19 protein-coding genes and 1 pseudogene are annotated in these 23,065 nt (G+C 71.7%); 13 read left to right on the forward strand and 7 right to left on the reverse strand.

Annotated features, from left to right (window positions below; all coding sequences use genetic code 11):
* The 3 genes from AW270_RS25715 to AW270_RS25725 all read right to left on the reverse strand — a co-directional run.
* The coding region (locus AW270_RS25715) for an IS481 family transposase (protein ID WP_061298753.1) at nucleotides 1–954 on the reverse strand (954 nt) is incomplete at its 3' end.
* 98 nt (nucleotides 955–1,052) lie between these two features.
* A complete protein-coding gene (locus AW270_RS25720) occupies nucleotides 1,053–1,577 on the reverse strand; it encodes a DUF4245 domain-containing protein (protein WP_061298431.1) in 525 nt (174 codons plus the stop codon).
* Between the two features lie 24 nt (nucleotides 1,578–1,601).
* Nucleotides 1,602–2,195 (reverse strand): TetR/AcrR family transcriptional regulator, encoded by a 594-nt coding sequence (locus AW270_RS25725; RefSeq protein ID WP_061298434.1) that lies wholly within the window; start codon nucleotides 2,193–2,195, stop codon nucleotides 1,602–1,604.
* Between the two features lie 81 nt (nucleotides 2,196–2,276).
* Here AW270_RS25725 and glpX point away from each other — a divergent pair, with 81 nt between their 5' ends.
* Complete coding sequence (glpX, locus tag AW270_RS25730) at nucleotides 2,277–3,329, forward strand: class II fructose-bisphosphatase (RefSeq protein ID WP_061298436.1); 1,053 nt, start codon at nucleotides 2,277–2,279, stop codon at nucleotides 3,327–3,329.
* An 11-nt stretch (nucleotides 3,330–3,340) separates the two neighbouring features.
* Here the strand turns inward: glpX and AW270_RS25735 are convergent, their stop codons facing one another.
* Nucleotides 3,341–3,964 (reverse strand): DUF1707 SHOCT-like domain-containing protein, encoded by a 624-nt coding sequence (locus tag AW270_RS25735; RefSeq protein ID WP_061298437.1) that lies wholly within the window; start codon nucleotides 3,962–3,964, stop codon nucleotides 3,341–3,343.
* 170 nt (nucleotides 3,965–4,134) lie between these two features.
* Between AW270_RS25735 and AW270_RS25740 the strand changes: the two genes are divergently transcribed.
* Together AW270_RS25740 and AW270_RS25745 are read left to right on the forward strand one after the other, a co-directional pair.
* Nucleotides 4,135–4,683, forward strand: a complete 549-nt coding sequence (locus AW270_RS25740; protein ID WP_061298439.1) for a hypothetical protein — start codon at nucleotides 4,135–4,137, stop codon at nucleotides 4,681–4,683.
* A 42-nt stretch (nucleotides 4,684–4,725) separates the two neighbouring features.
* Nucleotides 4,726–5,913: an MFS transporter gene (locus AW270_RS25745; RefSeq protein WP_061298440.1), complete on the forward strand. Its 1,188-nt coding sequence runs from the start codon at nucleotides 4,726–4,728 to the stop codon at nucleotides 5,911–5,913.
* On the opposite strand, the gene pdxR is transcribed toward AW270_RS25745, so the two are convergent.
* Nucleotides 5,816–7,162 carry a MocR-like pyridoxine biosynthesis transcription factor PdxR gene (gene pdxR, locus AW270_RS25750; protein WP_061298442.1) on the reverse strand — a complete coding sequence of 449 codons (1,347 nt, stop codon included), beginning with the start codon at nucleotides 7,160–7,162 and terminating at the stop codon, nucleotides 5,816–5,818. The genes AW270_RS25745 and pdxR overlap by 98 nt on opposite strands.
* A gap of 71 nt (nucleotides 7,163–7,233) precedes the next feature.
* Between pdxR and AW270_RS39045 the strand changes: the two genes are divergently transcribed.
* From AW270_RS39045 to AW270_RS25800, 9 genes and pseudogenes are all read left to right on the forward strand, one after another.
* Nucleotides 7,234–8,214 carry a DMT family transporter gene (locus tag AW270_RS39045; RefSeq protein WP_218009347.1) on the forward strand — a complete coding sequence of 327 codons (981 nt, stop codon included), beginning with the start codon at nucleotides 7,234–7,236 and terminating at the stop codon, nucleotides 8,212–8,214.
* Nucleotides 8,215–8,316: 102 nt separating this feature from the next.
* Entirely contained in the window at nucleotides 8,317–9,960 is a 1,644-nt protein-coding gene (locus tag AW270_RS25760) for a fumarate hydratase (protein WP_061298444.1), read from the forward strand.
* An 80-nt stretch (nucleotides 9,961–10,040) separates the two neighbouring features.
* Nucleotides 10,041–11,183, forward strand: a complete 1,143-nt coding sequence (locus AW270_RS25765) for a serine/threonine-protein kinase (protein ID WP_061298446.1) — start codon at nucleotides 10,041–10,043, stop codon at nucleotides 11,181–11,183.
* A gap of 103 nt (nucleotides 11,184–11,286) precedes the next feature.
* Nucleotides 11,287–11,946: pseudogene (locus AW270_RS42190) on the forward strand (serine/threonine-protein kinase); the annotation flags it as partial.
* Nucleotides 11,947–13,311: 1,365 nt separating this feature from the next.
* Nucleotides 13,312–14,325: a serine/threonine kinase C-terminal domain-containing protein gene (locus tag AW270_RS41425; RefSeq protein ID WP_061298453.1), complete on the forward strand. Its 1,014-nt coding sequence runs from the start codon at nucleotides 13,312–13,314 to the stop codon at nucleotides 14,323–14,325.
* A 33-nt stretch (nucleotides 14,326–14,358) separates the two neighbouring features.
* Nucleotides 14,359–15,783 (forward strand): class II fumarate hydratase, encoded by a 1,425-nt coding sequence (locus AW270_RS25785; protein WP_061298455.1) that lies wholly within the window; start codon nucleotides 14,359–14,361, stop codon nucleotides 15,781–15,783.
* Nucleotides 15,784–15,794: 11 nt separating this feature from the next.
* Entirely contained in the window at nucleotides 15,795–16,556 is a 762-nt protein-coding gene (locus tag AW270_RS25790; RefSeq protein WP_061298457.1) for a 3-hydroxybutyrate dehydrogenase, read from the forward strand.
* A complete protein-coding gene (locus tag AW270_RS25795; RefSeq protein WP_061298459.1) occupies nucleotides 16,556–18,415 on the forward strand; it encodes a helix-turn-helix domain-containing protein in 1,860 nt (619 codons plus the stop codon). The genes AW270_RS25790 and AW270_RS25795 overlap by 1 nt, the downstream gene beginning before the upstream one ends.
* Before the next feature lie 52 nt (nucleotides 18,416–18,467).
* Complete coding sequence (locus tag AW270_RS25800; RefSeq protein WP_061298462.1) at nucleotides 18,468–19,472, forward strand: alpha/beta fold hydrolase; 1,005 nt, start codon at nucleotides 18,468–18,470, stop codon at nucleotides 19,470–19,472.
* On the opposite strand, the gene AW270_RS25805 is transcribed toward AW270_RS25800, so the two are convergent.
* Both AW270_RS25805 and AW270_RS25810 read right to left on the reverse strand, forming a co-directional pair.
* Nucleotides 19,457–21,364: a glycosyltransferase family 2 protein gene (locus AW270_RS25805; protein WP_082801841.1), complete on the reverse strand. Its 1,908-nt coding sequence runs from the start codon at nucleotides 21,362–21,364 to the stop codon at nucleotides 19,457–19,459. The two genes, AW270_RS25800 and AW270_RS25805, sit on opposite strands and share 16 nt — an antisense overlap.
* 66 nt (nucleotides 21,365–21,430) lie before the next feature.
* A complete protein-coding gene (locus tag AW270_RS25810; protein WP_245674850.1) occupies nucleotides 21,431–22,063 on the reverse strand; it encodes an aggregation-promoting factor C-terminal-like domain-containing protein in 633 nt (210 codons plus the stop codon).
* A gap of 322 nt (nucleotides 22,064–22,385) precedes the next feature.
* On the opposite strand from AW270_RS25810, the gene AW270_RS25815 reads away from it, so the two are divergent.
* Nucleotides 22,386–23,060 (forward strand): response regulator, encoded by a 675-nt coding sequence (locus tag AW270_RS25815; protein WP_061298466.1) that lies wholly within the window; start codon nucleotides 22,386–22,388, stop codon nucleotides 23,058–23,060.
* Nucleotides 23,061–23,065 lie beyond the last annotated feature (5 nt).

The following is a 23,065-nucleotide window of genomic DNA, read 5'->3' on the forward strand; positions in this document are numbered from 1 at the left end:
GTATGAACCCGGTGCGTTGTTGACGCGGCTGATCGGTGGCTGGCCTCCGAGTGCGGTGTGGCAGCGATGGTAGTTGTAGCTGTGCAGGAAGTCCTGCAGTGCCGCGGCGCGTTGGGTGTTGCTGGTGTAGATCCGCTGGTAGGCCCATTCATCGAGCAGGGTGCGGTTGAAGCGCTCGACTTTCCCGTTGGTCTGCGGCCGGTGGGGGCGAGTGTGCTTGGCGGCCGCGCCCAGTTCGGCCAGGGCCTGTTTCCAGGCATGGGCGCGGCGGTAGTTCAGGGCGTTGTCGGTGATGACCCGGTGGATGCGGGTGATGCCGTGGGCGGCGAAGAAGGCGGCGGCCCGGCGCAGGAAGGCCGCGCAGGTGGCGGCTTTCTCGTCGGTGTGGATCTCGCTGTAGGCCAGCCGGCTGTGGTCGTCGACGGCTGAGTGGACGTAGTCGAAACCGACGGCCGGGTGGTGGCGGCCGGGACGCGCTTGGCGGCCGTGGACGCGCCAGCCGCCGCCGTCGGGGATGCGGCCGAGTTTCTTGACGTCGATGTGGATCAGGTCGCCGGGGCGGGGGTGCTCGTAGCGGCGGATCGGGATGCCGGTGGGGCGGTCCAGCCAGGCCAGGCGGTTCAGGCCGTGGCGGGTCAGGATGCGATGGACCGTTGAGGGCGGCAGGCCCACGATCGGGCCCAGGCGGGCCGGGCCGAGTTTGCGGGTGGCGCGCAGCTGGCAGACCTGGGTCTCGACCTCCGCCGGGGTGCGATGCGGTGTAGTGCGGGGGCGGCTGGAGCGGTCATGGAGACCAGAGGGCCCTTCCTGCCGCCAGCGGCGCACCCATTTGTGGGCGGTGGCGCGGGAGATGCCCATCTCGGCCGCCACGTGGGCCACCGGCCGTCCGGATTGGACCCGATCGATGAGCAGTTGGCGGCCATACACGGTCAGCCGGGCGTTACGGTGGGGCACGAAGACCTCCGGTGGGCGGTTCCTAGACAGCTCCACCACACCGGAGGTCTTCGCTATTGATCAACCCCTGCAGTCAACAACGTTCGTGGTCAATACAGCTAGACGTCCCGCTCGACCAGGCTGGCCGCGAGAGCGCCCAGCTCCGGCCAGTCGGCCGAGCCGGTGACGACGACGGTGCGGCCGTCGAGGACGCGCACGAGCGAGCGCTGGTTCTTGTCCTCCCGGAAGCGCTTCTCCCAGGTCGCCCCGTTGATCACGGCGGTGCCGGCCGGGGTCTCGGTGTTGGCCATCCGGTTGGCGAAGCCCGCCAGGGGCTGCTCGTTGCTCTGGGCCAGCATGGCGTGCATGCGCTTGCCGGTGGCGAAGCCGAGCCGCCAGGTCACCACGCCCTTGTCGGTGGTGAGGCGGGAGCTGGTCGGCACCCAGTCGGGCTGGACCGCCTTGGGCACCTCGATGGGGAACTCGGCCGCGCGGGCGGCGTTGCCCGCGTCGACGGCGAACTCGACGCGGGGGATGTGCTCGGTGCTGCTCGGCGTCGCGACCAGCAGGAACAGCCCCACGCCGGCGAAGCAGACCAGCAGCGCGAAGACGTAGCCATAGAGACCCTGGGTGTATCGGCGCACGATAAACGAGCCTACCGGCTCGGGTCAGGGGTTCCTGATCCGGCCGATGATGGCGAGGGCCTGGTCGGCCATCAGCCGGGCCGCGTCGAGGTCGGCCGACAGGGTCAGTTCCTGGACGACCGCCGCCAGCGCCCCCGTGATCACCACCACCAGCGCGTCCTCGTGCTCGAAGAGCGAGGCGTTGCGGCGGGCCCAGGTGCGCAGCCGCTCCCGGATGACGACCTCGAACCCGGGCGGGCCGTCGCCCCGCAGGAAGAGCGCCGCCAGGTCGCGTTCCTGCACGCAGCCGTCGAGATAGGCCCGCGCCCCGGCCAGGAACAGCCCCATCGGCTCGGTCTCCCCCTGGGCGCGGACCTCCTGGACGGCGGTCTTGGTGCGCTGGGCCTGCCGGTCCTGGAACTCCTCGAACAGCGCCCGATAGAGATCGGCCTTGCCGGAGAAGTGGTGGTAGAGACTGCCCACGCTGGCCCCGGCCCGCTGGACCACCTCGGTCACGCCCGCCTCGGCGAACCCCTGGACGATGAAGACGTCACGGGCGGCGTCGAGGAGGGCCACCCGGGTCGCCGCGCCGCGTTCCGAGGTGCCCCGGACGGTCTCCTTCGTGCTGTCGCCGCTCATGCAGGCGAGATTATCGATGGAGCCGGGCGGTGTGGCACGACTCACGCAGAATCAACAGGCGATACCGGGTAGGGCAGGGTTATGAACTCAGATCAGTCCGTGCCGCCGCCTCTTGCGACCGAGCACCGCGCTCCCGACCGCAACCTCGCCCTCGAACTGGTCCGGGTGACGGAGGCGGCGGCGATGGCCAGCGCCCGCTGGGTCGGCCGGGGTGACAAGAACGGCGCCGACGGGGCCGCCGTCAGCGCCATGCGCCAGTTGATCAACACGGTGTCGATGCGCGGCGTGGTGGTGATCGGCGAGGGCGAGAAGGACAAGGCCCCGATGCTGTTCAACGGCGAGGAGGTCGGCGACGGCACCGGCCCGCAGTGCGACGTGGCGGTCGACCCGATCGACGGCACCCGCCTGTGCGCCCTGGGCATGAACAACGCCATCTCGGTGATCGCGGTGAGCCCCCGGGGCTCGATGTACGACTCCAGCGCCGTCTTCTACATGGAGAAGCTCGTCACGGGCGCCGAGGCGGCCGACGTGGTCGACATCGAGGCGCCGGTGGCCCGCAACGTGGCCGCGGTGGCCAAGGCCAAGGGCGGCAAGGCGTCCGACGTGACCGTGGTGATCCTCGACCGGACCCGCCACGAGAACCTGGTGCGGGAGGTCCGGGAGACCGGCGCGCGGATCAAGTTCATCACCGACGGCGACGTCGCCGGCGCGATCATGGCGGCCCAGCCGGGCACCGGCATCGACCTGATGCTCGGCATCGGCGGCACGCCCGAGGGCACCGTCGCGGCCTGCGCGATGAAGTGCCTGGGCGGCACCATCCAGGGCAAGCTGTGGCCCCAGGACGAGGCGGAGCGCCGCAAGGCCCTGGACGCGGGCCTCGACCTCGACCGGGTGCTCACCACCGACGACCTGGTCAGCTCCGACGACGTCTTCTTCGCCGCCACCGGCGTCACCGACGGCGAGCTGATGAACGGCGTGCGCTACCAGGGCGGCCGGCACACCCGGGGCGGCGTGGCCCGTACCCACTCACTGGTCATGCGGGGCCGGTCGGGCACGATCCGGCGGATCGAGAGCGAACACCAGCTCTGGAAGCTGGGCGCCTACAGCGCGATCAACTTCGACACCGCGCTCTGAGACACCGCGCTCTAGCGCCGCCAGCCCTTCTTCGGGGGCTTGGGCGACTTGGCGATCACTCGCCCGCCCCAGACGTATCCGGTCAGTTCGATGACCGGGCAGTCGGGGTCGGCGGGTGGCCGGGTCTGGTCCTTGAACTGGGGGACCCGGGCGCCGGGGGCGATCGTGATCCGGACGCCCTCCGGGACGGTCATGTTGACCGTGCCCGCCACCACGGCGAGCTGGACGACGATCCGGCGCGACTGGAGCAGCGCGTCGCGCAGGTCGAGGTCGACCTTGCCGCCGATCGAGCTGACCGGGACCGTCGAGGGCACGATCCAGCGCCCGCCGCGCGTCTCGTTCCGGAACACGGCCGCGACGGGCCGGTTGTGCAGGGCGATCGGCTGCTGGTCGGGCGGCAGCAGGTCGCGGGTGAGCCCGATCAGGTCGCCGAGGGTCCGGGCCTGGTAGGCGGCGTCGACCCGTTCCTCGTGTTCGAGCCGGGACAGCCGCCCGTCGGCCATGGCGTCGGTGAGCACGGAGATGACCCGCTCGCGGTCGGCGTCGGAGGCGCGCAACTCCTCGGGCCGCGGACCGGAGGAGCCCTGGTTGGGGGCGACCAGGGCGGCGATCCATTCACGGAAGTCGTTGCTCACTCTTCGAAGATTACGGGGTGCGCGCGGATTTCCCACCCGGGAAAGGCCCGGATCCCCCCGCTCAGGGTCATCCCTGAGCCGCCGCCTCCGGGGAGCTCCGCCGCGGGAAGGAGCCCCGGTTCAGCTTTCCGGGCGATCCCGGCGACCGATGCGGACGCGACGCTGAACGCATGAATCCGCGCATCGCCTACCTCGGCGCGCCCCTCCTCACCTTCGCGTACGGGGTGATCCGGCTCCTGAGCGAGCACGGCCCCGGTCTGGCCTGGACCACGGGCCACCTCGCCTTCCTGGTCGCCCTCGGCCTCTACGCCGTCGTCCTGCTCGACCTCGGGCGGCACACCCACACCGGCTTCACGGTCGTCGGCCTCCTCGGCCTGGCCGCCTTCGCCGCGCAGTTCCTCATCGACCTGGTGGTGGGCTTCCTGTCCGCCGACCGCGCGGAGATGGGCGACCTGTTCGGCCAGGTCTACGACGTGCCGGGGCTGGAGGTGGTCGTCCGGGTCGCCGGGCCGCCGCTCTTCTACGTCGCTCTGTTCGCCATGCTGACCCACCTCGCGATCCGGCGTCTGGTCCCGTTCTGGATCCCGGCGTCCGTGCTGGTGGCGAGTGTGCTGCCGGCGATCGAGCTGGACCTGCTGCCGATCTCGGCGGCGATCATCCTGGTCGCCTTCTCGATGACCGTGCGGGAGATTGTTGACCTGGAACCGGCCCGCCCCTAGCCTGAGCGAAAATCTGAACCTCGCTCATATTCGGGGGCTCTCGTGCCGCGTGACCGGCAGGCCCGGATCGCCACCTTCGCCGTGTTCTTCGTGCAGGGGCTGGCCTTCTCCACACTGCTCACCCAGGTGGCGGCGCTGCAGCGCAGACACGGCCTGAGCGAGGGCGAGCTGACCCTCCTGCTGCTGGTCGTCCCGGTCATCGCCGGAGTGGGCAGCGTCGTGGCGGGCCAGGTGGCCGCCCGGTGGGGCAGCCGCTTCATGATCCTGTACGTCCAGCCGCTCGCCTGCGTCGCGGTCGCGCTCACCGGGTGGGCGGCCAACGTGCCGTTCCTGGTGGCGGCGCTGGTGCTGTTCGGGCTGGGCCTGGGCGGGGTCGACGCCGGGATGAACATGCAGGGCACCGCCGTCGAGCGGCGCTACGCCCGGCCGGTGATGACGGGCTTCCACGCGCTGTGGAGCCTGGCGGCGGTGATCGGCGCGGCCTGGGCCTCGAACGCGGCGGGCCAGGGGCTCGATCTCGGCCCGGTGTTCACGATCGCGATGGTCCCGGCCGTGATCATCTCGCTGGCCGCCAACCGGTGGCTGTGCGGCCCGGCCGAGGAGCACGTCGAGTCCGTCGCGCAGACGCCCCGGGTCAAGGTCCCGTGGGGGCCGATCCTGCCGCTCTGCCTGGCGATGGCCTTCCTCTACGTGGGCGACGCGTCGGTCTCCAACTTCGGGTCGGTCTACTTCGACCAGGCGCTCCGCGCCGAGGCGTGGCTGGCGCCGTGGGCGCTGGGGGCCTACCAGGCGGCGACCTTCGTCGTCAGGGTCGGCGGGGACGCGGCGGTCCGCCGGTTCGGGCCCGCCACGATCGTGCGGGTCGGCGGGGCGGTCGCGGCGCTCGGGTTCCTGCTGATCGTGCTGGCGCCGGGTGAGGTGACGGCCATCGCCGGGTTCGCGCTGACCGGGGTCGGGCTGTCGGTGGTCGCGCCGCAGTCGTTCTCGGCGGCCGGGCGGCTCGACCCGGCCGGGACCGGCGTGGCCATCGCGCGGGTCAACATGTTCAACTACGTCGGCTTCATCGTGGGGGCCGCGCTGGTCGGCGGCATCGGCGACGCCGCCGGGTTCCAGGCCGCGTTCGTCGCGCCGCTCATCCTGGCGGCCGGGATCGTGGTGCTGGCCAGGGGCTTCGCATCTCCCGTACGGCGGCCGCGAGCCGATGACCCGGCCATCGGGCGAACCCCATGACCACGGCGGGCCCGTCGACCGGTTCGGCGGCCAGCCCGGCCGCGACCGCCTGAGCGGCGAACTCGCGGGCGTCCCACTCGGGCGGCAGCTCGGCGAACAGGTGCAGCCCGGCCGAGATGCCGCAGACCTTGACCTCGGGGAACCGCTCGCCCAGCGCGCCCACCAGGGCGTCGCGGCGGGCCCGGTATTCGCGCCGCATCCGCCGCAGGTGCCGGTCGTAGGCACCGTTGGCGATGAAGTGGGCCAGCGTGTACTGGTCGAGCACCGGTGACCCCAGGTCGAACTCGCTGCGGACCTTGCGGAGCTCGGCGGCGAGCTTGGCGGGCGCGACCAGCCAGCCCAGCCGCAGGCCCGGCGCGAGGGCCTTGCTGACGCTCCCGGCCAGCACCACCCGGCCGGGGGCGAGCCCCTGGAGGCAGCCGACGGGTTCGCGGTCGAACCGGAACTCGGCGTCGTAGTCGTCCTCCAGGACGGTCGCCCCGGTCCTGGCCGCCCACGAGATCAGCTCGGCCCGACGGCGCGGCGACAGCACCACCCCGGTCGGATAGTGGTGCGCCGGGGTCAGCAGCACCGCCTGGGCCCCGCTGCGGGCCAGTTCGGCGACGTCGATCCCCTCGTCGTCCACCGGGATCCCGACCAGCTCGGCCCCGGCCCTGCGCAGGAGCGGCGTCTGCCGCTCGCTCGTCGGCAGCTCGGTGGCCAGCCGCAACGGCCCGAGCGCCTGGACGACCAGCGACAGCCCCTGCGCGACCCCGGTCACCACCACGACGTTCTCGGGCTCGGCCCGCGCCGCCCGGACCCGCTTCAGATAGGCGGCCAGCTCGCTCCGGAGCTCGGGCACCCCGCCGGGGTCGCCGTAGTCGAGCGCGTCGTGGGGCAGCGTGGCCAGCACGTGGCGGTAGGCCGCGCTCCACGCCTGCCGGGGGAACGCGCCGAGGTCGGGCGAGGTCGGCCGCCCGCCGAAGTCGCCGGAGGGGTCGGCCGGCGACGCGGGCTCCTCGATGGTGACGGCCGCCACGGTCGTCCCTGCCCCGATCCGGGACTCCAGGAAGCCTTCGGCGACGAGTTGCTCGTACGCCTCCACGACCACCCCGCGCGAGACGGCCAGATCGCGGGCGAGGTCGCGGCTGGCCGGGAGCCGGGTGCCCGCGGGCAGCCGGCCGGTGCGCACCGCCTCGCGGAGCTCACCGGCCACCTGGCGGGCGAGACCGCCGGCCTGGCGGTCGAGGGAGAGATGCAGGTCGGCCACCGATTGGTCCTCGTTTTGGTGGAGAAATTGGACTGATTACGTGAACCATTACATTCATAGCATCCAACGTCATGAGCAGAGGCACGACGGTGGCCGCGGCGGCGGGGGCGATGTTCCTGGTGGGCACTCTCGCCGCGGTGAGTGGCCTGATCAAGGACTATCCCCTCTACGGCGGGCAGACGGTGCGCTACGCCGTCGCCGCACTGATCATGTTCGCGATCGTGAGGGCGAGGCGCGGGCCCCGGGCCCACCTCACGGTAAGGGATTACGGGCTTCTGGTCGCACTCGCGCTGACCGGCCTGGTGCTGTTCAACGTGTGCGTGATCGAGTCGACCCGGGGGGCCGGACCGGCGCTGGTGGGGACCATGCTGGCCACGGTGCCGCTGGTGATGGCGGTGCTGACCTCGCGCAGGCCCAGGCCGCGCCTGGTCGTGGCGGCCGCGGTCGTGGTGGCGGGCGCGCTGCTGGCGGTCGGGTTCGGCGGGGGCGGGGTGGGCGCGCTGCTGTGGGCGGTGGGCGCGGTCGGATGCGAGGTGTGCTTCTCGCTGCTGGCGCTGCCGCTGCTGCCCAAGCTGGGGGCGGTGGGGGTGACGGCCTGGTCGGCGGCGCTGGCCGTACCGCTGCTGCTGGTCACGGGCCTGGCGATCGACGGCGCGGACATGCTGCGCGTACCGACCCTGCCCGAGGCGCTCGGGCTCGCCTACCTGGCGTCGGTGGTGACGTGCGGGGCGTTCTTCCTCTGGTACACCGCGCTGCCCCGGCTGGGGCCCGGCCGCGCCGGGCTGTTCGCCGGCGTGATCCCGGTCGGCGCGATCACGACCGGGACCGTCGTCGGGCTGGGCCTGCCGTCGGGCGCGGAACTGGCCGGTGCCGCGATCGTGGTCTGCGGCATCGTCGCCGGGCTGCTACCCGACCGGCCAGTGCGGGTGCGGGTCGTTCAGGTCCCGGCGGACGGTCCTGATGAGCATGAAGATCAGGGCCGAGACGACGAAGAGGACGCCGATGATGCCGATCGCGATAAAGGCCATGATTCCTCCCGCATTGGTGTCTAATGTCTACTTTGTCACTATCTGCTCCTTCGCGCAGGGCCCTCCGGCGGTTGCCGTAAAGTGCTGAACAGCTCACACCGGCGTGATCAACGGAGGCTCGACCCCATGCCCGAGTTCAGCTACACCGACCTCCTTCCGCTGGGGGCCGATGAGACGGAATACCGGCTGATCACCTCCGAAGGGGTCCGGGTCGTCGAGGCGGCCGGACGGCGGTTCCTGGAGGTCGAGCCCGAGGCGCTGCGGCTGCTGACCGAGACCGCGATCCACGACATCTCCCACTACCTGCGCGCCTCCCACCTGGCCCAGCTCCGGAAGATCGTCGACGACCCCGAGTCGAGCGGCAACGACCGGTTCGTGGCGCTCGACCTGCTGAAGAACGCGTCGATCTCGGCCGGCGGCGTGCTGCCGATGTGCCAGGACACCGGCACCGCGATCGTGATGGGCAAGCGCGGCCGCCACGTCCTCACCGACGGGCAGGACGCCGCGCACATCGCGCGGGGCGTCTACGACGCGTACACGAAACTGAACCTCCGCTACTCCCAGATGGCCCCGATCACCATGTGGGAGGAGAAGAACACCGGCTCCAACCTGCCCGCCCAGATCGAGCTCTACGCCGAGGGCGACGACGCCTACAAGCTGCTGTTCATGGCCAAGGGCGGCGGGTCGGCCAACAAGTCGTTCCTCTACCAGGAGACCAAGGCGGTCCTCAACGAGAAGCGCATGCTGGCCTTCCTGGAGGAGAAGATCCGCTCCCTCGGCACGGCCGCCTGCCCGCCCTACCACCTCGCCGTGGTCGTGGGCGGCACCTCCGCCGAGTTCGCGCTGAAGACGGCCAAGTACGCCAGCGCCCGCTACCTCGACGCGCTGCCCACCGAGGGGTCCCCCGAGGGCCACGGCTTCCGCGACCTGGAGATGGAGCAGAAGGTCTTCGAGCTCACCCAGAAGCTCGGCATCGGCGCACAGTTCGGCGGCAAGTACTTCTGCCACGACGTCCGCGTGATCCGGCTGCCGCGCCACGGCGCGTCGTGCCCGGTCGCCATCGCCGTCTCCTGCTCGGCCGACCGCCAGGCCCTGGCGAAGATCACCACCGAGGGCGTCTTCCTGGAGCAGTTGGAGACCGACCCGGCCCGGTTCCTGCCCGACACCACCGACGAGCACCTCGGCGGCGACGTGGTCAGCGTCGACCTCAACCGCCCGATGCCCGAGGTCCTGGCCGAGCTCGCCAAATATCCGGTGAAGACCCGCCTGTCGCTGACCGGCCCGCTCGTGGTGGCCCGCGACATCGCCCACGCCAAGATCGGCGAGCTCCTCGACGCCGGCGGCGAGATGCCGCAGTACCTCAAGGACCACGCCGTCTACTACGCCGGACCCGCGAAGACGCCCGAAGGCTACGCGTCGGGCTCGTTCGGCCCCACGACCGCGGGCCGCATGGACTCCTACGTCGAGCGCTTCCAGGCGGCGGGCGGCTCGATGGTCATGCTGGCCAAGGGCAACCGGTCCAAGCAGGTCACCGACGCCTGCAAGACCTACGGCGGGTTCTACCTCGGCTCGATCGGCGGTCCCGCCGCACGCCTGGCGCAAGACTGCATCAAGAAGGTCGAAGTCCTGGAATATCCGGAGCTCGGGATGGAGGCGGTCTGGAAGATCGACGTGGTCGACTTCCCGGCCTTCATCGTGGTGGACGACAAGGGCAATGACTTCTTCACCGACACAACTAGGCCGATTCTGTCCATCGGACGCCGAACCTGACGGACTTTGACAAAAGTTCTCGACAATGAATCGGCCCGGTCTCTACAGGCGACTAGGCACAAATCGGTAAGCTGCCACCCATGCGTGCGCCGTCCGGATACCAGTTAGCCGCGCGCTACCGGCTCGTTCAGCCGGTAGGCCGCGGCGGCATGGGCACGGTGTGGCGTGCGCGTGACGAGCTTCTCGACCGCGACGTGGCGGTAAAGGAGGTGCGGCTGCCGCTCGTCCTCGACGAGGAACTGCGGGCCGAGCTCTGCGCCCGCACCGAGCGCGAGGGCCGCGCCACCGCGATGGTCGCCCATCCTTCGGTGATCACCGTCTACGACGTCGTCACCGAAGACGACCGGCCGTGGATCGTCATGGAACTCCTCAAGGCCCAGTCACTTGAGGAACTGGTGAAGGCCCAGGGCCCGCAACATCCCGTGAGGGTCGCCGAGATCGGCCGCCAGGTGCTCGGCGCGCTGCGCGCCGTCCACGCGAAGGGCATCCTCCACCGCGACGTGAAGCCCAGCAACGTGCTCGTGACCGACGACCGGGCCGTGCTCACCGACTTCGGTCTGGCCGCACTCGAAGGTGACGTTTCCATTACCCAGGCCGGCATCGTGCTCGGCTCCGCCGGGTACATCGCGCCCGAGCGTGTCCTCGGCGACAAGGCCTCCCCCGCCGCCGACCTGTGGTCGCTCGGCGCGACTCTCTACACCGCCGTCGAGGGCCGGGGCCTTCACGGTCGCCGTACGGCCGCCGCCGCGCTGGCCGCCCTGACCAGCGGCGCCCCCATACCGATGGACAACGCCGGCCCGCTGGCCCCCGTGCTCCGCGGCCTGCTGCAGATCGACCCGGCGGTCCGCCTCGACGGGGTGCGGGCGGCGTTGATGCTGGCCCGCATAGCCGCCGGCGGCACCGCCGAGGAGCCGATCGCGGTCCACCGCCCGCCGGTCCGCCCTCCCGGCGCCGCGCCGCCGCCCACCCGCAAGCCCCCGCACCGCGGGCAGCACCGGGCCGAGAACCGCCCGCCCGCGCCCCAGGTCCTCCCGCACGAACCCCACCCGACCGGCGCTTACACGGCGGTGCCCATCCCGGCCCAACGACGACGGCCGGCCGAAGGGTCACACCGGAAGCCGGCCACCTACGAAGTGCCCATCGGACCACTGACCCGGAGCTTCTGGAACCTCGTCCGCATCGTGCTTCCACGCCGGTTCTGGCCGAGAAAATTTCGCAAGTGAACCTAAAGCGTTCCTCAAGGCCTAGGACGCTATCTTTCTAGTCATGCAGAGCAGGCTGCTCGCGGAGCGCTACGAACTGATCTCCCCCCTCGGGCGCGGCACGATGGGCACCGTCTGGCGTGCCGTCGACCGCACGCTCGGGCGTGACGTGGCGGTCAAAGAGATCCGCCAGGACCCTGGCCTGACCCAGGATCAGCGCACCGAACTCCGCGAGCGCATGATCCGCGAGGGCCGCGCGGCGGCCCGGGTGCACCACCCCTCCGTGGCGACGATCTTCGACGCGATCGAGGTCGGCGGCGTGCCGTGGATCATCATGGAACTCGTCGAGGGCCGCTCCCTGGAACAGGTCGTCGACGAAGACGGCCCCCTGCCGCCCCGCCTGGTCGCCGAGATCGGCGCCGACCTGCTGGGCGCCCTGCGCACCGCCCACGCCTCCGACATCCTGCACCGCGACGTGAAGCCGAGCAACGTGCTGATCACCCACTCCGGCCGGGTGGTCCTGACCGACTTCGGCATCGCCAAGTCCCGCGGCGACACCGCGCTGACCCAGACCGGCATGGTGATCGGCTCCCCCGGCTACACCGCCCCCGAACGCGCACGCGGCGACTACACGGGCCCGGAGTCCGACCTGTGGTCTCTGGGCGCGACGCTCTACTACGCGGTCGAGGCCCGCCCCGCCTACGAGCGGCGCTCGATCGCCGAGACCCTCGCGGCCCTGATGACCGAAGTATGCGACCCACCCCGCAACGCCGGGCCGCTTCGACCGGTCCTCGAGGCGATGCTGGAGAAGGACCACACGCGGCGCATCACCGCCGAGCGAGCCTCGGTCCTGCTCAGAGCGGTCGCCGACACCCCGACGATGACCCAGTTCCCGGCGTCCGGCTCCAGCGCCCCCCGCCCGCCGGGCGGAGCCTTCGCCCCCGACGCGGTGTCCCCCTACGGAGACCGAGACCACAGCGTCGACCGCCCCTTCGGCGCCCCCCGCCCGGTCCTGGACAGCACGACCAAGAACCAGGACCCCAACCGAACCACGGCCCCAACGCGCTCCCCGGCAACAGATGCCGATATTTCGGGACGTGGCGGAGCCGGTGCCGCATCGGGCGCAGGAGCAAGCAGCGCGGGAGCAAGTGGCCCGGGAGCAGGCGGCCCGGGAGCAGGAGGCGCGAGCGCCGCAAATGCCGATATTTCCGCACGTGGCGGCGTTGGCCCGACGCCGGGAGCCCGGTCGGGCGGCTCAGATCCGGAAATTTCCGGACGTGGGGCAGGGTCCAGAGGACCGGTAGCAGGTGGAACCCCGAGCGCGGTGCCCGGTGATGTCCACCCGACGTGGGCAGATCCCGAAATTTCGGCATCTGGCTTCGTGAGCTCTCGCCCATCCGAGCCTGAGGGCTCAGCGGGCGGTCGGGATTCAGCACGGGGTCGAGGCTCAGCACAAGAACCCGGTTCGGCACAGGGGCCCGGTTCAGCTCAAGGGCCCGGCTCGGCACAAGGGCCCGGCTCGGCACATGGGCCCGGCTCGGCACAAGGGCCCAGTTCGGCACAAGGTCCCGGCTGGACGCAGAGGCCCGGTTTGGCGCAAGGGCCAGGTTCGGCGGGCGGTCCGGGTTCACCCGGTGTACCGAGTTCGGCCGGTCCCGTTGGTGGGCCGCGTCCGGCAGGTGGGCGTTCAGAAGCAGATGCCGAAATTCCTGGACCTGGAATAGGTCCGGATTCCGCTGGCCGTGGTCTTGAAGCAGGCGCCTTCGCACCTGGCGGCGAGCCTGCACATACGGGCCACCCCTTTAGTGGCGCTCCCACTCCTGGCGCAGGCGGCCCGGGCACAGGTGCTCCCGGGGTTGGCGGTCCACGTGGTTTCGGTGAGGCCGGTCCCGGTTCGGATGGTTCTGGCGCAGGTGGTCCGGGCACACGTGCTCCTGGGGTAGGCGGTCCAGGAGCAAGTGGTTCCGGCGCGGGCGGTCCCGGCGCGGGCGGTCCCGGCGCAGGTGGTCCCGGCGCAGGTGGGCTCAGTTCGGGTTGGCCTGGCACTGATGTCCCGGGTGAGAGTGCTCACAGCGCGGGTGGTTTCGAGGATCCTGATGCCACTCGGTTCGGGCGGCCCGGTATTCCGGGGGATCAGACCGTTGTCGTCGTGAGGCCTGAGGGCGACAACTCCGGTGTCCTCGCTGATGACGTCACCATCGTCCAAGGGCAGCTTCCCGGGAAGCGGGTCTATCCGCCCGACCCGGCCCCCCGCCGTCCCGAGATCGACTCCGATGTCACGCCGCCCTCGGCCCTACCGCTGCCGCCGCACCCCCCGCAGCAGCAGTGGGCGCCTCCGCCCGCGGGCCACGCGCCCCAGATGGGTCACCCTCACCAGCACGGCTTCCCTCCGCCCGGCTTCCCCCCGGCGCAGGGCAACCAGCCCGGTTACCCCTACGACCAGGGCGGCGACCCCAACGTCACCCAGGCCGTCCCCCGGGGGCTGGGGACCGACATCTTCTCCATGCAGGGGGCCGCGCCCCCGCCCCCTCCCGGGAAGCCGCGGGGCAAGGGGCGGCTGGTCGTGCTGCTGGTGCTGGCGTTCGTCGCGTTCGTGGCGCTGGCCATCGTGGCCGTGTCGGCGTTCGGGGCCAACGGCGCGCCCAAGAAGCAGACGGCCGGGCGAATCATCCCCCCCAGCCCGACCTCGGCCACCTACCCGCCGGAGCCTCCGGCGCCCGCTCCGGCCAAGGGCATGAAGCGCCAGCAGGGGGACGGGTTCACCATCGACGTCCCGGCCGGTTTCGGTCGTACGGAGAAGGGAACCCAGGTCGCCTTCTCGGCCAAGGGCAAGGCCTCGGTCCGGGTGGCCAAGGTGGAGATCGAGACCGATCTGCTGAAGACGATCGAGGCCGCCGAGGCCAAGCAGCCCTACGAGGGCTACGCGCTCATCCGGATCGCGCCGCTGGAGGAGTCCCCTTACGAGGGGGCCGACACGGCCGAGTGGGAGTACGCCTACGAGGGCAGGGACGGGCTGGTCCACGTCGTCTCTCGGTGGGTCGACGTCCCGGACGGCGGCGGGTACGCCGTCTTCTACTCGGTCCCCGAGACCGGCTGGGCGAAGGCCAAGAAGCAGAAGGACGCCGTTTTCGCCTCGTTCCGGTTCCAGCGCCACCCCGACTGAATCATTCGCCCGTCTGGGGACAGACTGGGGGGTATGACGCGCATCGAGCATGACTCCATGGGCGAGGTCGAGGTCCCCGATCTGGCGAAGTGGCGGGCGCAGACGCAGCGCGCGGTGGAGAACTTCCCGGTATCCGGCCGGGGGCTGGAGCCGGCGCACATCTCCGCGCTGGGCACCGTCAAGGCCGCCGCCGCCGTGGTGAACGCCTCCTACGGCCTGCTGGAGGCCGACATGGCGGCGGTGATCGCCGAGGCGGCGGGTGAGGTGGCCGCCAACCGATGGGACGAGCACTTCCCCGTGGACGTCTTCCAGACCGGTTCCGGCACGTCGTCGAACATGAACGCCAACGAGGTGATCGCGACCCTGGCGGAGGAGCGGCTGGGGCGTCCGGTGCATCCGAACGACCACGTGAACGCCGCCCAGTCGTCCAACGACGTGTTCCCCTCGTCGATCCACGTCGCCGCCGTGATCGAGATCTCCAAGAGGCTCACCCCGGCCCTGGAGCATCTCAGCACCGCCCTGGAGACCAAGTCGACCGAGTTCGCCGAGGTCGTGAAGGCGGGCCGGACCCATCTCATGGACGCCACCCCGGTCACCCTCGGCCAGGAGTTCGGCGGCTACGCCGCGGCGGTCGAACTCGGCATCGAGCGGCTCCAGGCGGCGATCCCCCGGGTCGCCGAGCTGCCCCTCGGCGGGACGGCCGTCGGCACCGGCATCAACACCCCCGACCGCGAGTGGGCCGGCAAGGTGATCGCGGAGATCTCGCGCGCCACCGGGCTGCCGTTCACCGAGGCCAGGAACCACTTCGAGGCCCAGGGCGCGCGGGACGCCCTCGTCGAGCTGTCGGGCGTGCTGAAGACGATCGCGGTCTCGCTCAACAAGATCGCCAACGACCTGCGGTGGATGGGGTCGGGGCCGCGGACCGGGCTGGGCGAGATCAACCTGCCCGACCTCCAGCCGGGCTCCTCGATCATGCCGGGGAAGGTCAACCCGGTCGTCCCGGAGGCCGTGACGATGGTCGCCGCCCAGGTCGTCGGCAACGACGCGACGATCACGATGGCGGGGGCGTCGGGGTCGTTCGAGCTGAACGTCCAGATGCCGGTGATCGCGCGGAACCTGCTGGAGTCGATCAGCCTGCTGGGGAACGTCTCCCGGCTGCTCGCCGACCGCTGCGTCGACGGGATCACGGCCAACACCGAGAGACTCCGGGAGTACGCCGAGTCGTCGCCCTCCATCGTCACCCCTTTGAACCGGTACGTCGGCTACGAGGAGGCGGCTCGCATCGCCAAGCAGGCGCTGAAGGAGCGGAGGACCATCCGTGACGTCGCCCTGGAAAGAAGCGGTCTCAGCGAGGAGCAGCTCAACGAGCTCCTCGACGTGCTGCCCATGACCGGACACATACCGGAAAAGCCTGCTATGTCGGAGCCCCACATGGGCGACAACGACCCCGACGCGTAGATTCGGGCCCCATGACTGAAGACCTCGCCGGGCGGACGGCTCTGGTGACGGGCGCGGGCAGCGGCATCGGCCGGGCCTGCGCGATCAGGCTGGCGGCGGCGGGGGCCCGGGTGGTCGTCGTCGACCTGCGGGACCACGAGGCGGCCGAGACCGCGGCCATGGTCGGGGGCGTCGCGGTCACGGCCGACCTGGCCGATCCCGCCGCCTTCGAGGGGCCGCTGGGCGATCATGCGGAGCACGCCGACATCATCGTGAACAACGCCGGGTTCCAGCACGTCGCGCCCATCGAGGAGTTTCCCCCGGAGGTCTTCTCCCGTCTCCTGTCGGTGCAGGTAGAGGCGCCCTTCCGGCTTATCCGCGCGGCGATGCCGTACATGAAGGGGAACAAGTTCGGCCGGGTGGTGAACATCTCCTCGGTGCACGGGCTGCGGGCCTCGCCGTTCAAGGTGGCCTACGTGACGGCCAAGCACGCCCTCGAAGGCCTGTCGAAGGTGGTCGCGCTCGAAGGCGCCCCCTACGGGATCACCTCGACCTGTGTCTGCCCGGCCTATGTCCGCACCCCGCTCGTGGAGGACCAGATCGCCGCCCAGGCGGAGGCGCACCGGATCTCGCCCGAGGACGTCGTCGAGCGCATCATGTTGCAACCGGCCGCCATCAAGCGGCTGGTCGAACCCGAAGAGGTTGCCGAGATGGTCGCCTATCTGTGCGGCCCCGCGGGATCGTTCATCACGGGGGTGTCCATTCCACTCGACGGAGGCTGGAGCGCGCGCTGATGAACGTCTTCCTGGAACTGCTGGCCAGGGAGGCCTCGGCCGTGGAGTTCGAGGGGCCGGTGCTCCAGGCGCGGGCGGCCGGGGCCGACGCGGCCACGCTGGAGGCGCTGGAGCGCGAGAAGGTCGCCGCGCTGCGGATCAGGGCCGTGATGCGTCGCCGGGCCCGCCGCGAGGCCGAGCTGTCGGCGCTGTTCGACACCGCCAAGGACCTGGCCGGCCTGCGTGACCTCGACGCCGTGCTGGCCGCGATCGTCCACCGGGCGCGCGGGCTGCTCGGCACCGACGTGGCCTACCTGACGCTGAACGACGCCGAGCGCGGCGACACCTACATGCGGGTCACCGACGGCGTGATCACTTCCCGTTTCCGTGCCGTACGCCTTCCTCCCGGCACCGGCCTGGGCGGCCTGGTGGCCCAGACGGGTGAGGGCTACGCGACCTCCGACTACTTCGCCGACGAGCGGTTCCGCCGCGCGAGCGGCATCGACGACGCGGTCACCGAAGAGGGGCTGGTCGCGATACTGGGCGTGCCGCTGCGGCTGGGCAACCAGGTCATCGGCGTGCTGTTCGCGGCCGACCGGGGGGTCAGGCCGTTCGCGCGCGAGGAGATCGCGCTGCTGTCGTCGCTGGCCGCGCACGCCTCGGTCGCCATCGACACCGCGCGGCGGCTGGAGGAGACCCGGGCCGCGCTGACCGAGCTGAGCGAGGCCAACCGGCTGATCCGCAACCACTCGACCGCGATCGAACGGGCCGCCGACGCGCACGATCGGATGACCGGCCTGGTGCTGCGCGGCGGCGGCGTGGAGGACGTCGCGGCGGTCGTCACCGAGGTCATCGGCGGGCGGCTGACCGTGCTCGACGGCTCCGGCGAACCACTGGTGGGCGACCCGGGCGACGTCGACCCGAGCGTCCCGGATGCCGCGCGCGCCTCCCGGGCGCTCGGCCGGTCGGTGGAGCGGGGCCGGAACCTGATCGCGTCGGTCGATGTGGGCGGCTCGGAGAGCGCCCCGCTGTGCACGCTGGTGCTGCGCACGGCCGGGCCGGTGGCCGACACCGACCGGCGCATCCTGGAGCGGGCCGCGCTGGTGACCGCCCTGCTGCTGCTGTTCCGGCGCAGCGTGGCCGACGCCGAGGGGCGGGTGCGCGGGGAACTGCTCGACGACCTGATCGCCCGGCCGGACCTGGCCGGGCTGCCCGAACGGGCCCGGCGGCTGGGCCTGGACCTGGCCGAACCCCACGTGCTGGTGGCCGCCTCCCATCACGGGCAGCGGGAGCGGGCCGCGTTCTGGGCGTCGTCGGAAGCGGCGCTGGCGGGCGGCCTGGCGACCGCGCGCGGCGACGAGGTCGTGCTGCTGCTGCCGGGCGACAAGCCCGGCGTGACGGCCAAGCGGGTGGCGGCGGAGCTGTCGGCCAGTCTGGGCCGCCCGGCCACCGCCGGGGCCGCGCGGGCGGAGTCCGACGTGGCCGCCGCCTACGAGGAGGCCCGCCGGTGCGCGTCGGCGCTGCTGGCGCTCGGCCGGGCGGGCGACGGCGCGGGCGCGGCCGAACTGGGCTTCGTCGGGCTGGTCATCGGCGAGGGGCGCGACGTGGCGGGGTTCGTCGAGGGCGTCATCGGGCCGGTGCGCGACTACGACGAGAAGAAGGGCACCCAGCTCGTCCAGACCCTGGTCGGCTACTTCGCGTGCGGCGGGCAGCTCACCCGGACGGCCGAGGCGCTGCACATCCACGTCAACACGGTCACCCAGCGGCTCGACCGGATCGGGCGGCTGCTGGGCGACGGCTGGCAGGACCCGGAGCGGGCGCTGGAGATCCAGCTCGCGCTACGGCTCGGTAGCGCCTTCCGCCATCCGCCGGGCCGGTGATATGTGCCGTACGCCCATGGCCAGTGACGGGCGTCACTTCTAGGTTGTGAGCATGAACATGGAACGAATCGGCACCGCGAGGCTGACGCAGAACGTCCGGTCGGTGCCCGGCGCCGAGGGCGAAGCGGTGCTGTTCGTGCACGGCAACGTGTCCTCCGGAGCCTTCTGGGAGGACACCCTCGAAGCCCTGGCCGACACCTGCCGCCCGCTCGCGGTGGACCTGCGCGGCTTCGGCGACACCGACCCCGAGCCGGTCGACGCCACCCGCGGGGTGCGTGACTACAGCGACGACGTGCTGGCGCTGCTCGACGCGCTGGAGATCGACCGGGTGCACCTGGTCGGCTGGAGCCTGGGCGGCGGCGTGGTCCTCCAGGCGCTCATGGACCGCCCCTCGGTCGTCGCCAGCGTGACGCTGGTCAACCCGGTGTCCCCCTACGGCTTCGGCGGCACCCACGACGTCGCCGGCACGGTCACCCACGCCGACCACGCGGGCAGCGGCGCGGGCGGGGCCAACCCCGACTTCGTGTCGGCCCTGGCCAACCGCGACACCGGCGACGGCCCGGTGACGCCGCTGCGGGTGTTCCGCACGACGTACGTGAAGAACCCCGTCCCCGGCGAGGAGCGCTGGGTCGCCTCGATGCTGACCACGCGCATCGGCGACGACCACTACCCCGGCGACGGGGTCCCTTCGGAGAACTGGCCCGGCGTCGCGCCCGGCACCCGGGGCGTGCTCAACACCCTGTCGCCCGCGCACTTCCGCATCGACCTGAGCGGCGTCGACCCCAAGCCGCCGATCCTGTGGATCCGGGGCTCCCACGACGTGATCGTCTCGGACGCCTCGCTGTTCGACCTGGCCCACCTCGGCGCGCTCGGCGCGATCCCCGGCTCCCCGGGCACCCCGGCGCAGCCGATGGTCGCCCAGACGCGGGCGTTCCTGGACGCGTACGGCGACTACACCGAGGTCGTCGTCGACGACACCGGCCACAGCCCGCACATCGAGAAGCCCGAGGAGTTCCGCGCGGCCCTCCGCAAGCACCTGGCTCAGATCATCCCGTAGCGCCGCTTCACCGAGGCGACCAGCCGCTTCCAGCGGGTGGGCGGGCGCGGGGTCTCCAGGGTCCGCACGACCGCCTTCCCGCGCTGGGTCTCGACGGCGAAGCGGAGGTCGACGAGGCTGCCGTCCATCCGCAGCTTGGGCCGCCACAGACCGCGGGTCAGCCCGCCGCGCCCGCCGGGCAGTTTGGCGATGAGCTGCCCGGCGAACCTGCCCGGCTCGCCCGGCTCGATCAGCGCGGGCGCGACCACGGTCCGGCCGCCGACCCGCCGCAGCACCAGCTCGGCCGCCGGCCCGCCGTTCGGCGGCACGTAGGGCACCGGCACCGACACGAACACCGCGCCCTCGTGCGCCGACACCGTGGCCGCCTGCGAGACCAGCGCGATCGACTCGGCGAACGAGCGCGGCTCGACGCACACGCTCAGCTCGCCCTTGTCCGACCAGCACGGCACCACGAGCCGCCGGGGGTACTCGGCCATCATCCCGGCCGAGGTGACCCCGTGGTCGGGGCGGACGACGCGGGTGCGGGCCGGGTTCACCCCGCGCATCCGCACGTGCACCTCCCACACCCCCGGGTCGAGGGGCCGCCCGAAGGCGGCGGTGCCGACGTCGAAGCGGGCCTCCCCGGAGGCGCGCAGCCGCACGCCCCCCTCGACCGGCAGCCGTTCGACGTCGCCGGTGACCGGCAGGAAGTGCATCTCCCCGGTCTCGGAGTGGCGGACGTACACCTCCATCCGCACCTCGCCGGCCGCCTCGGTGACCTCGCGCAGCGCGGGGTCGAGCCGGTCGACCCGCGACGGCGGCACCCACCAGACCCGGTCGCCCTCGGCCGCGAACACCATCGGCGACCCGTCGGGGGCCAGCAGCTCGGCGGTCAGCGTGAGCGACAGCACGTGGCCCGCCCAGCGCAGGTCGCCGAGCTCGGCCCCGAGCCTGGTCCCCTGCGCCGCCCTGGCCAGGTCGGCGATCCCCTTCGCGTCCCCGGTGCGCAGCAGCGCGGCCCTGGCCCTCAGGTGGACCGGCAGATGGGTGTCGAGCGACCCGGGGAACCGGGTGGCGGTGATGGCCTTGAGGTGGCCGTACAGAAGCTCCTGACGCTCGGGCGTGAGCCCGAGGAACGGCGGGCCGAGGCGGCGCAGCGCGACGCTGCGGAAGAAGTGGGCGGCGATGCGGTCGCGCTGGACGCCCGGCTCGGTCTGCGCCTCGACGATGTCCATGATCGCGCTCAGTCCCGCGACGAGGTCCCAGTCCCCCGGCTCGGGCTCGGCGCCGGGCGCACCGTGGGCGAGGTGGCAGACCACGTGCCCGGCCGCCACCGCGATCACCTTGGCCGACAGGTAGGCCCGCAGCACGAACGCCTGCTCCGACAGCGCCCGGTCGGCGAACCGGAGCTGGTGGGTCTCGATGAACTCGCGCCGGAACAGCTTGTGCGCGGTCACGGCGGTGAGCAGCCGGTCGCGGAGCAGGTCGGCCCGGTCGCGGTCGCGGGTGAACGCGGCGGCCGGCGGCCCGTCCCCGGCCAGCCGCCCGACCAGCACGTCGGCCTCGGTCTCCTTGGCCCGCTCGAACAGCCGCTGGAGCGAGCCCGGTTCGAGCCGGTCGTGGGCGTTCATCAGGAAGACGAACTCGCCCAGCGCCACCGACAGCGCGGCGTTGCGGCCGTGGGCCGGGTTGCCGGTCCGTTCGAGATGCAGCACCCGCACGTTGGACCGGGTCGCCGCGAGGGCGTCGAGGCGCTTGCGGGTGCCGTCGGTCGAGCCGTCGTCGGCGAAGATGACCTCGTATTCGTCCGGCGGGAGCTCCAGCAGTGAGCGCACGCACGCGTCGAACGAGTCGGTGGCGGGCCCGGCATTTCCGACAGGGACCGCGACGGAGACTTTCAGCCCTTGGCGCATCCCCTCAGCGTGCGGGGGATGCGCCCGAGCGCGGTTCAGCCTTGCCGAAGGCTGACCATTCCTTACCTAGTACCAACCCACCCGCTGGCTGTGGCCCCAGGCGCCACAAGGTGAGCCGTAACGGCCCTTGATGTAGCCAAGACCCCACTTGATCTGGGTGGCCGGGTTGGTCTGCCAGTCGGAACCCGCGGAGGCCATCTTGCTGCCGGGCAGCGACTGGGGAATGCCGTAGGCGCCGGACGAGCGGTTCATGGCCCGCTCGTTCCAGTGGCTCTCCTTGTCCCAGAGCTTCTCCAGGCAGCCCCACTCGCCCTCCCAGCCCATGGCGGCGTTCATCTGCTTGCCGAGAGCCTTGTTGGAGCCGGGGTCGGGGCTGGAGCCGGGCGGGAAGTCGGCCGGCAGGAAGCCGCCGCCGCCGGGCGCCTCCTTCGGGATCTTGACGCTGTCGTTGGGGCCGAAGGGCTCGCGGCCCTCGCGGTCGCCGGCGAGCTCGTTCTTCTGCATCGCCGCCGCGGCGTCGGCCTTCAGCGCGTCGATCCTGGGGTCGTTGCCGATGATGTCCGGGTTGAACCCGAGCACGTCGATCGGGGTCTGCGGCCGGGCCGCGTTCTCGACGGCGGTGCGGACGAGGAAGGTGGTGAACCCGGCGACCAGCGCCACGGTGACACCGGTGATGATCAGGCGCTTGGGCGTGAACATCGGGCCCTTGGGCCGCTTGGGCGGCGGCGGTGGCTCCGACGAGCTCGGCGGGGACGACGGCGTGGGCGGGGGCGGCGACGCGGGACCGCGGGCGCGACGGGCCCCGGGGCGGCGTTCCCTGACAGGCTGACCAGAACTCACGACCTATGAGCTTGCCGTGTGGGGGTGGGTGGTCCGCAACCGATTCACGAAACCCGCTTGACCACTTCTTTAGACAAAGGGGGTTAACATGGACTTTCTTCACTGATGTGATTTTGGTCACACCCGATTTCGTCGCCTTATGCCAGCTTCTTCCGGTCCGGGCAGGCCGCATAATGACCGGATGGCTGGCATCCTCCTCGTCGAAGACGACCCCTCGGTCCGAACGGGACTCGAGCTCGCACTCGCCCGCCAGGGTCACTCGATCACCGCTTTCGGCACCGGCGAGGAGGCCCTGGAGCACATCCGGGCGCGGCGGCCGGAGATCGTCATCCTCGATGTGATGCTGCCCGGCATCGACGGGGTCGAGGTGTGCCGGAGGATCCGCAAGCTCGACTCGCTCCCGATCATCCTGCTGACCGCCCTCGGCGACGACCTCGACGTGGTGGTCGGCCTGGAGGCCGGCGCCGACGACTACGTGATCAAGCCGGTCGAGCCCCGCGTGCTCGACGCCCGGATCAGGGCCATCCTGCGCCGCATGGAGTCGGCCTCCACCGACCGGGTCACCTTCGGCGAGCTGATGATCGACCGGGGCGCCCTGAAGGTCACGCTGGAGGGCCGCGAGGTGCACCTCACCCCCACCGAGCTGCGGCTGCTGCTGGAGCTCGTCCGCCACCCCGGCCAGGTGCTCAACCGCCGCTACCTGCTGCGCTCGGTCTGGGACCACACCCATGTGGCCGACTCGCGCCTGGTCGACGCGTGCGTGCAGCGCATCCGCGCCAAGATCGAGCCGACGCCCGGCGACCCCGTCTACATCCACACGGTGCGCGGGTTCGGTTACCGCTTCAGCGGCCCGTGAGTCTT

The sequence above is a fragment of the Herbidospora cretacea genome, assembly GCF_001570605.1.
Taxonomy (GTDB): Bacteria; Actinomycetota; Actinomycetes; order Streptosporangiales; family Streptosporangiaceae; genus Herbidospora; species Herbidospora cretacea.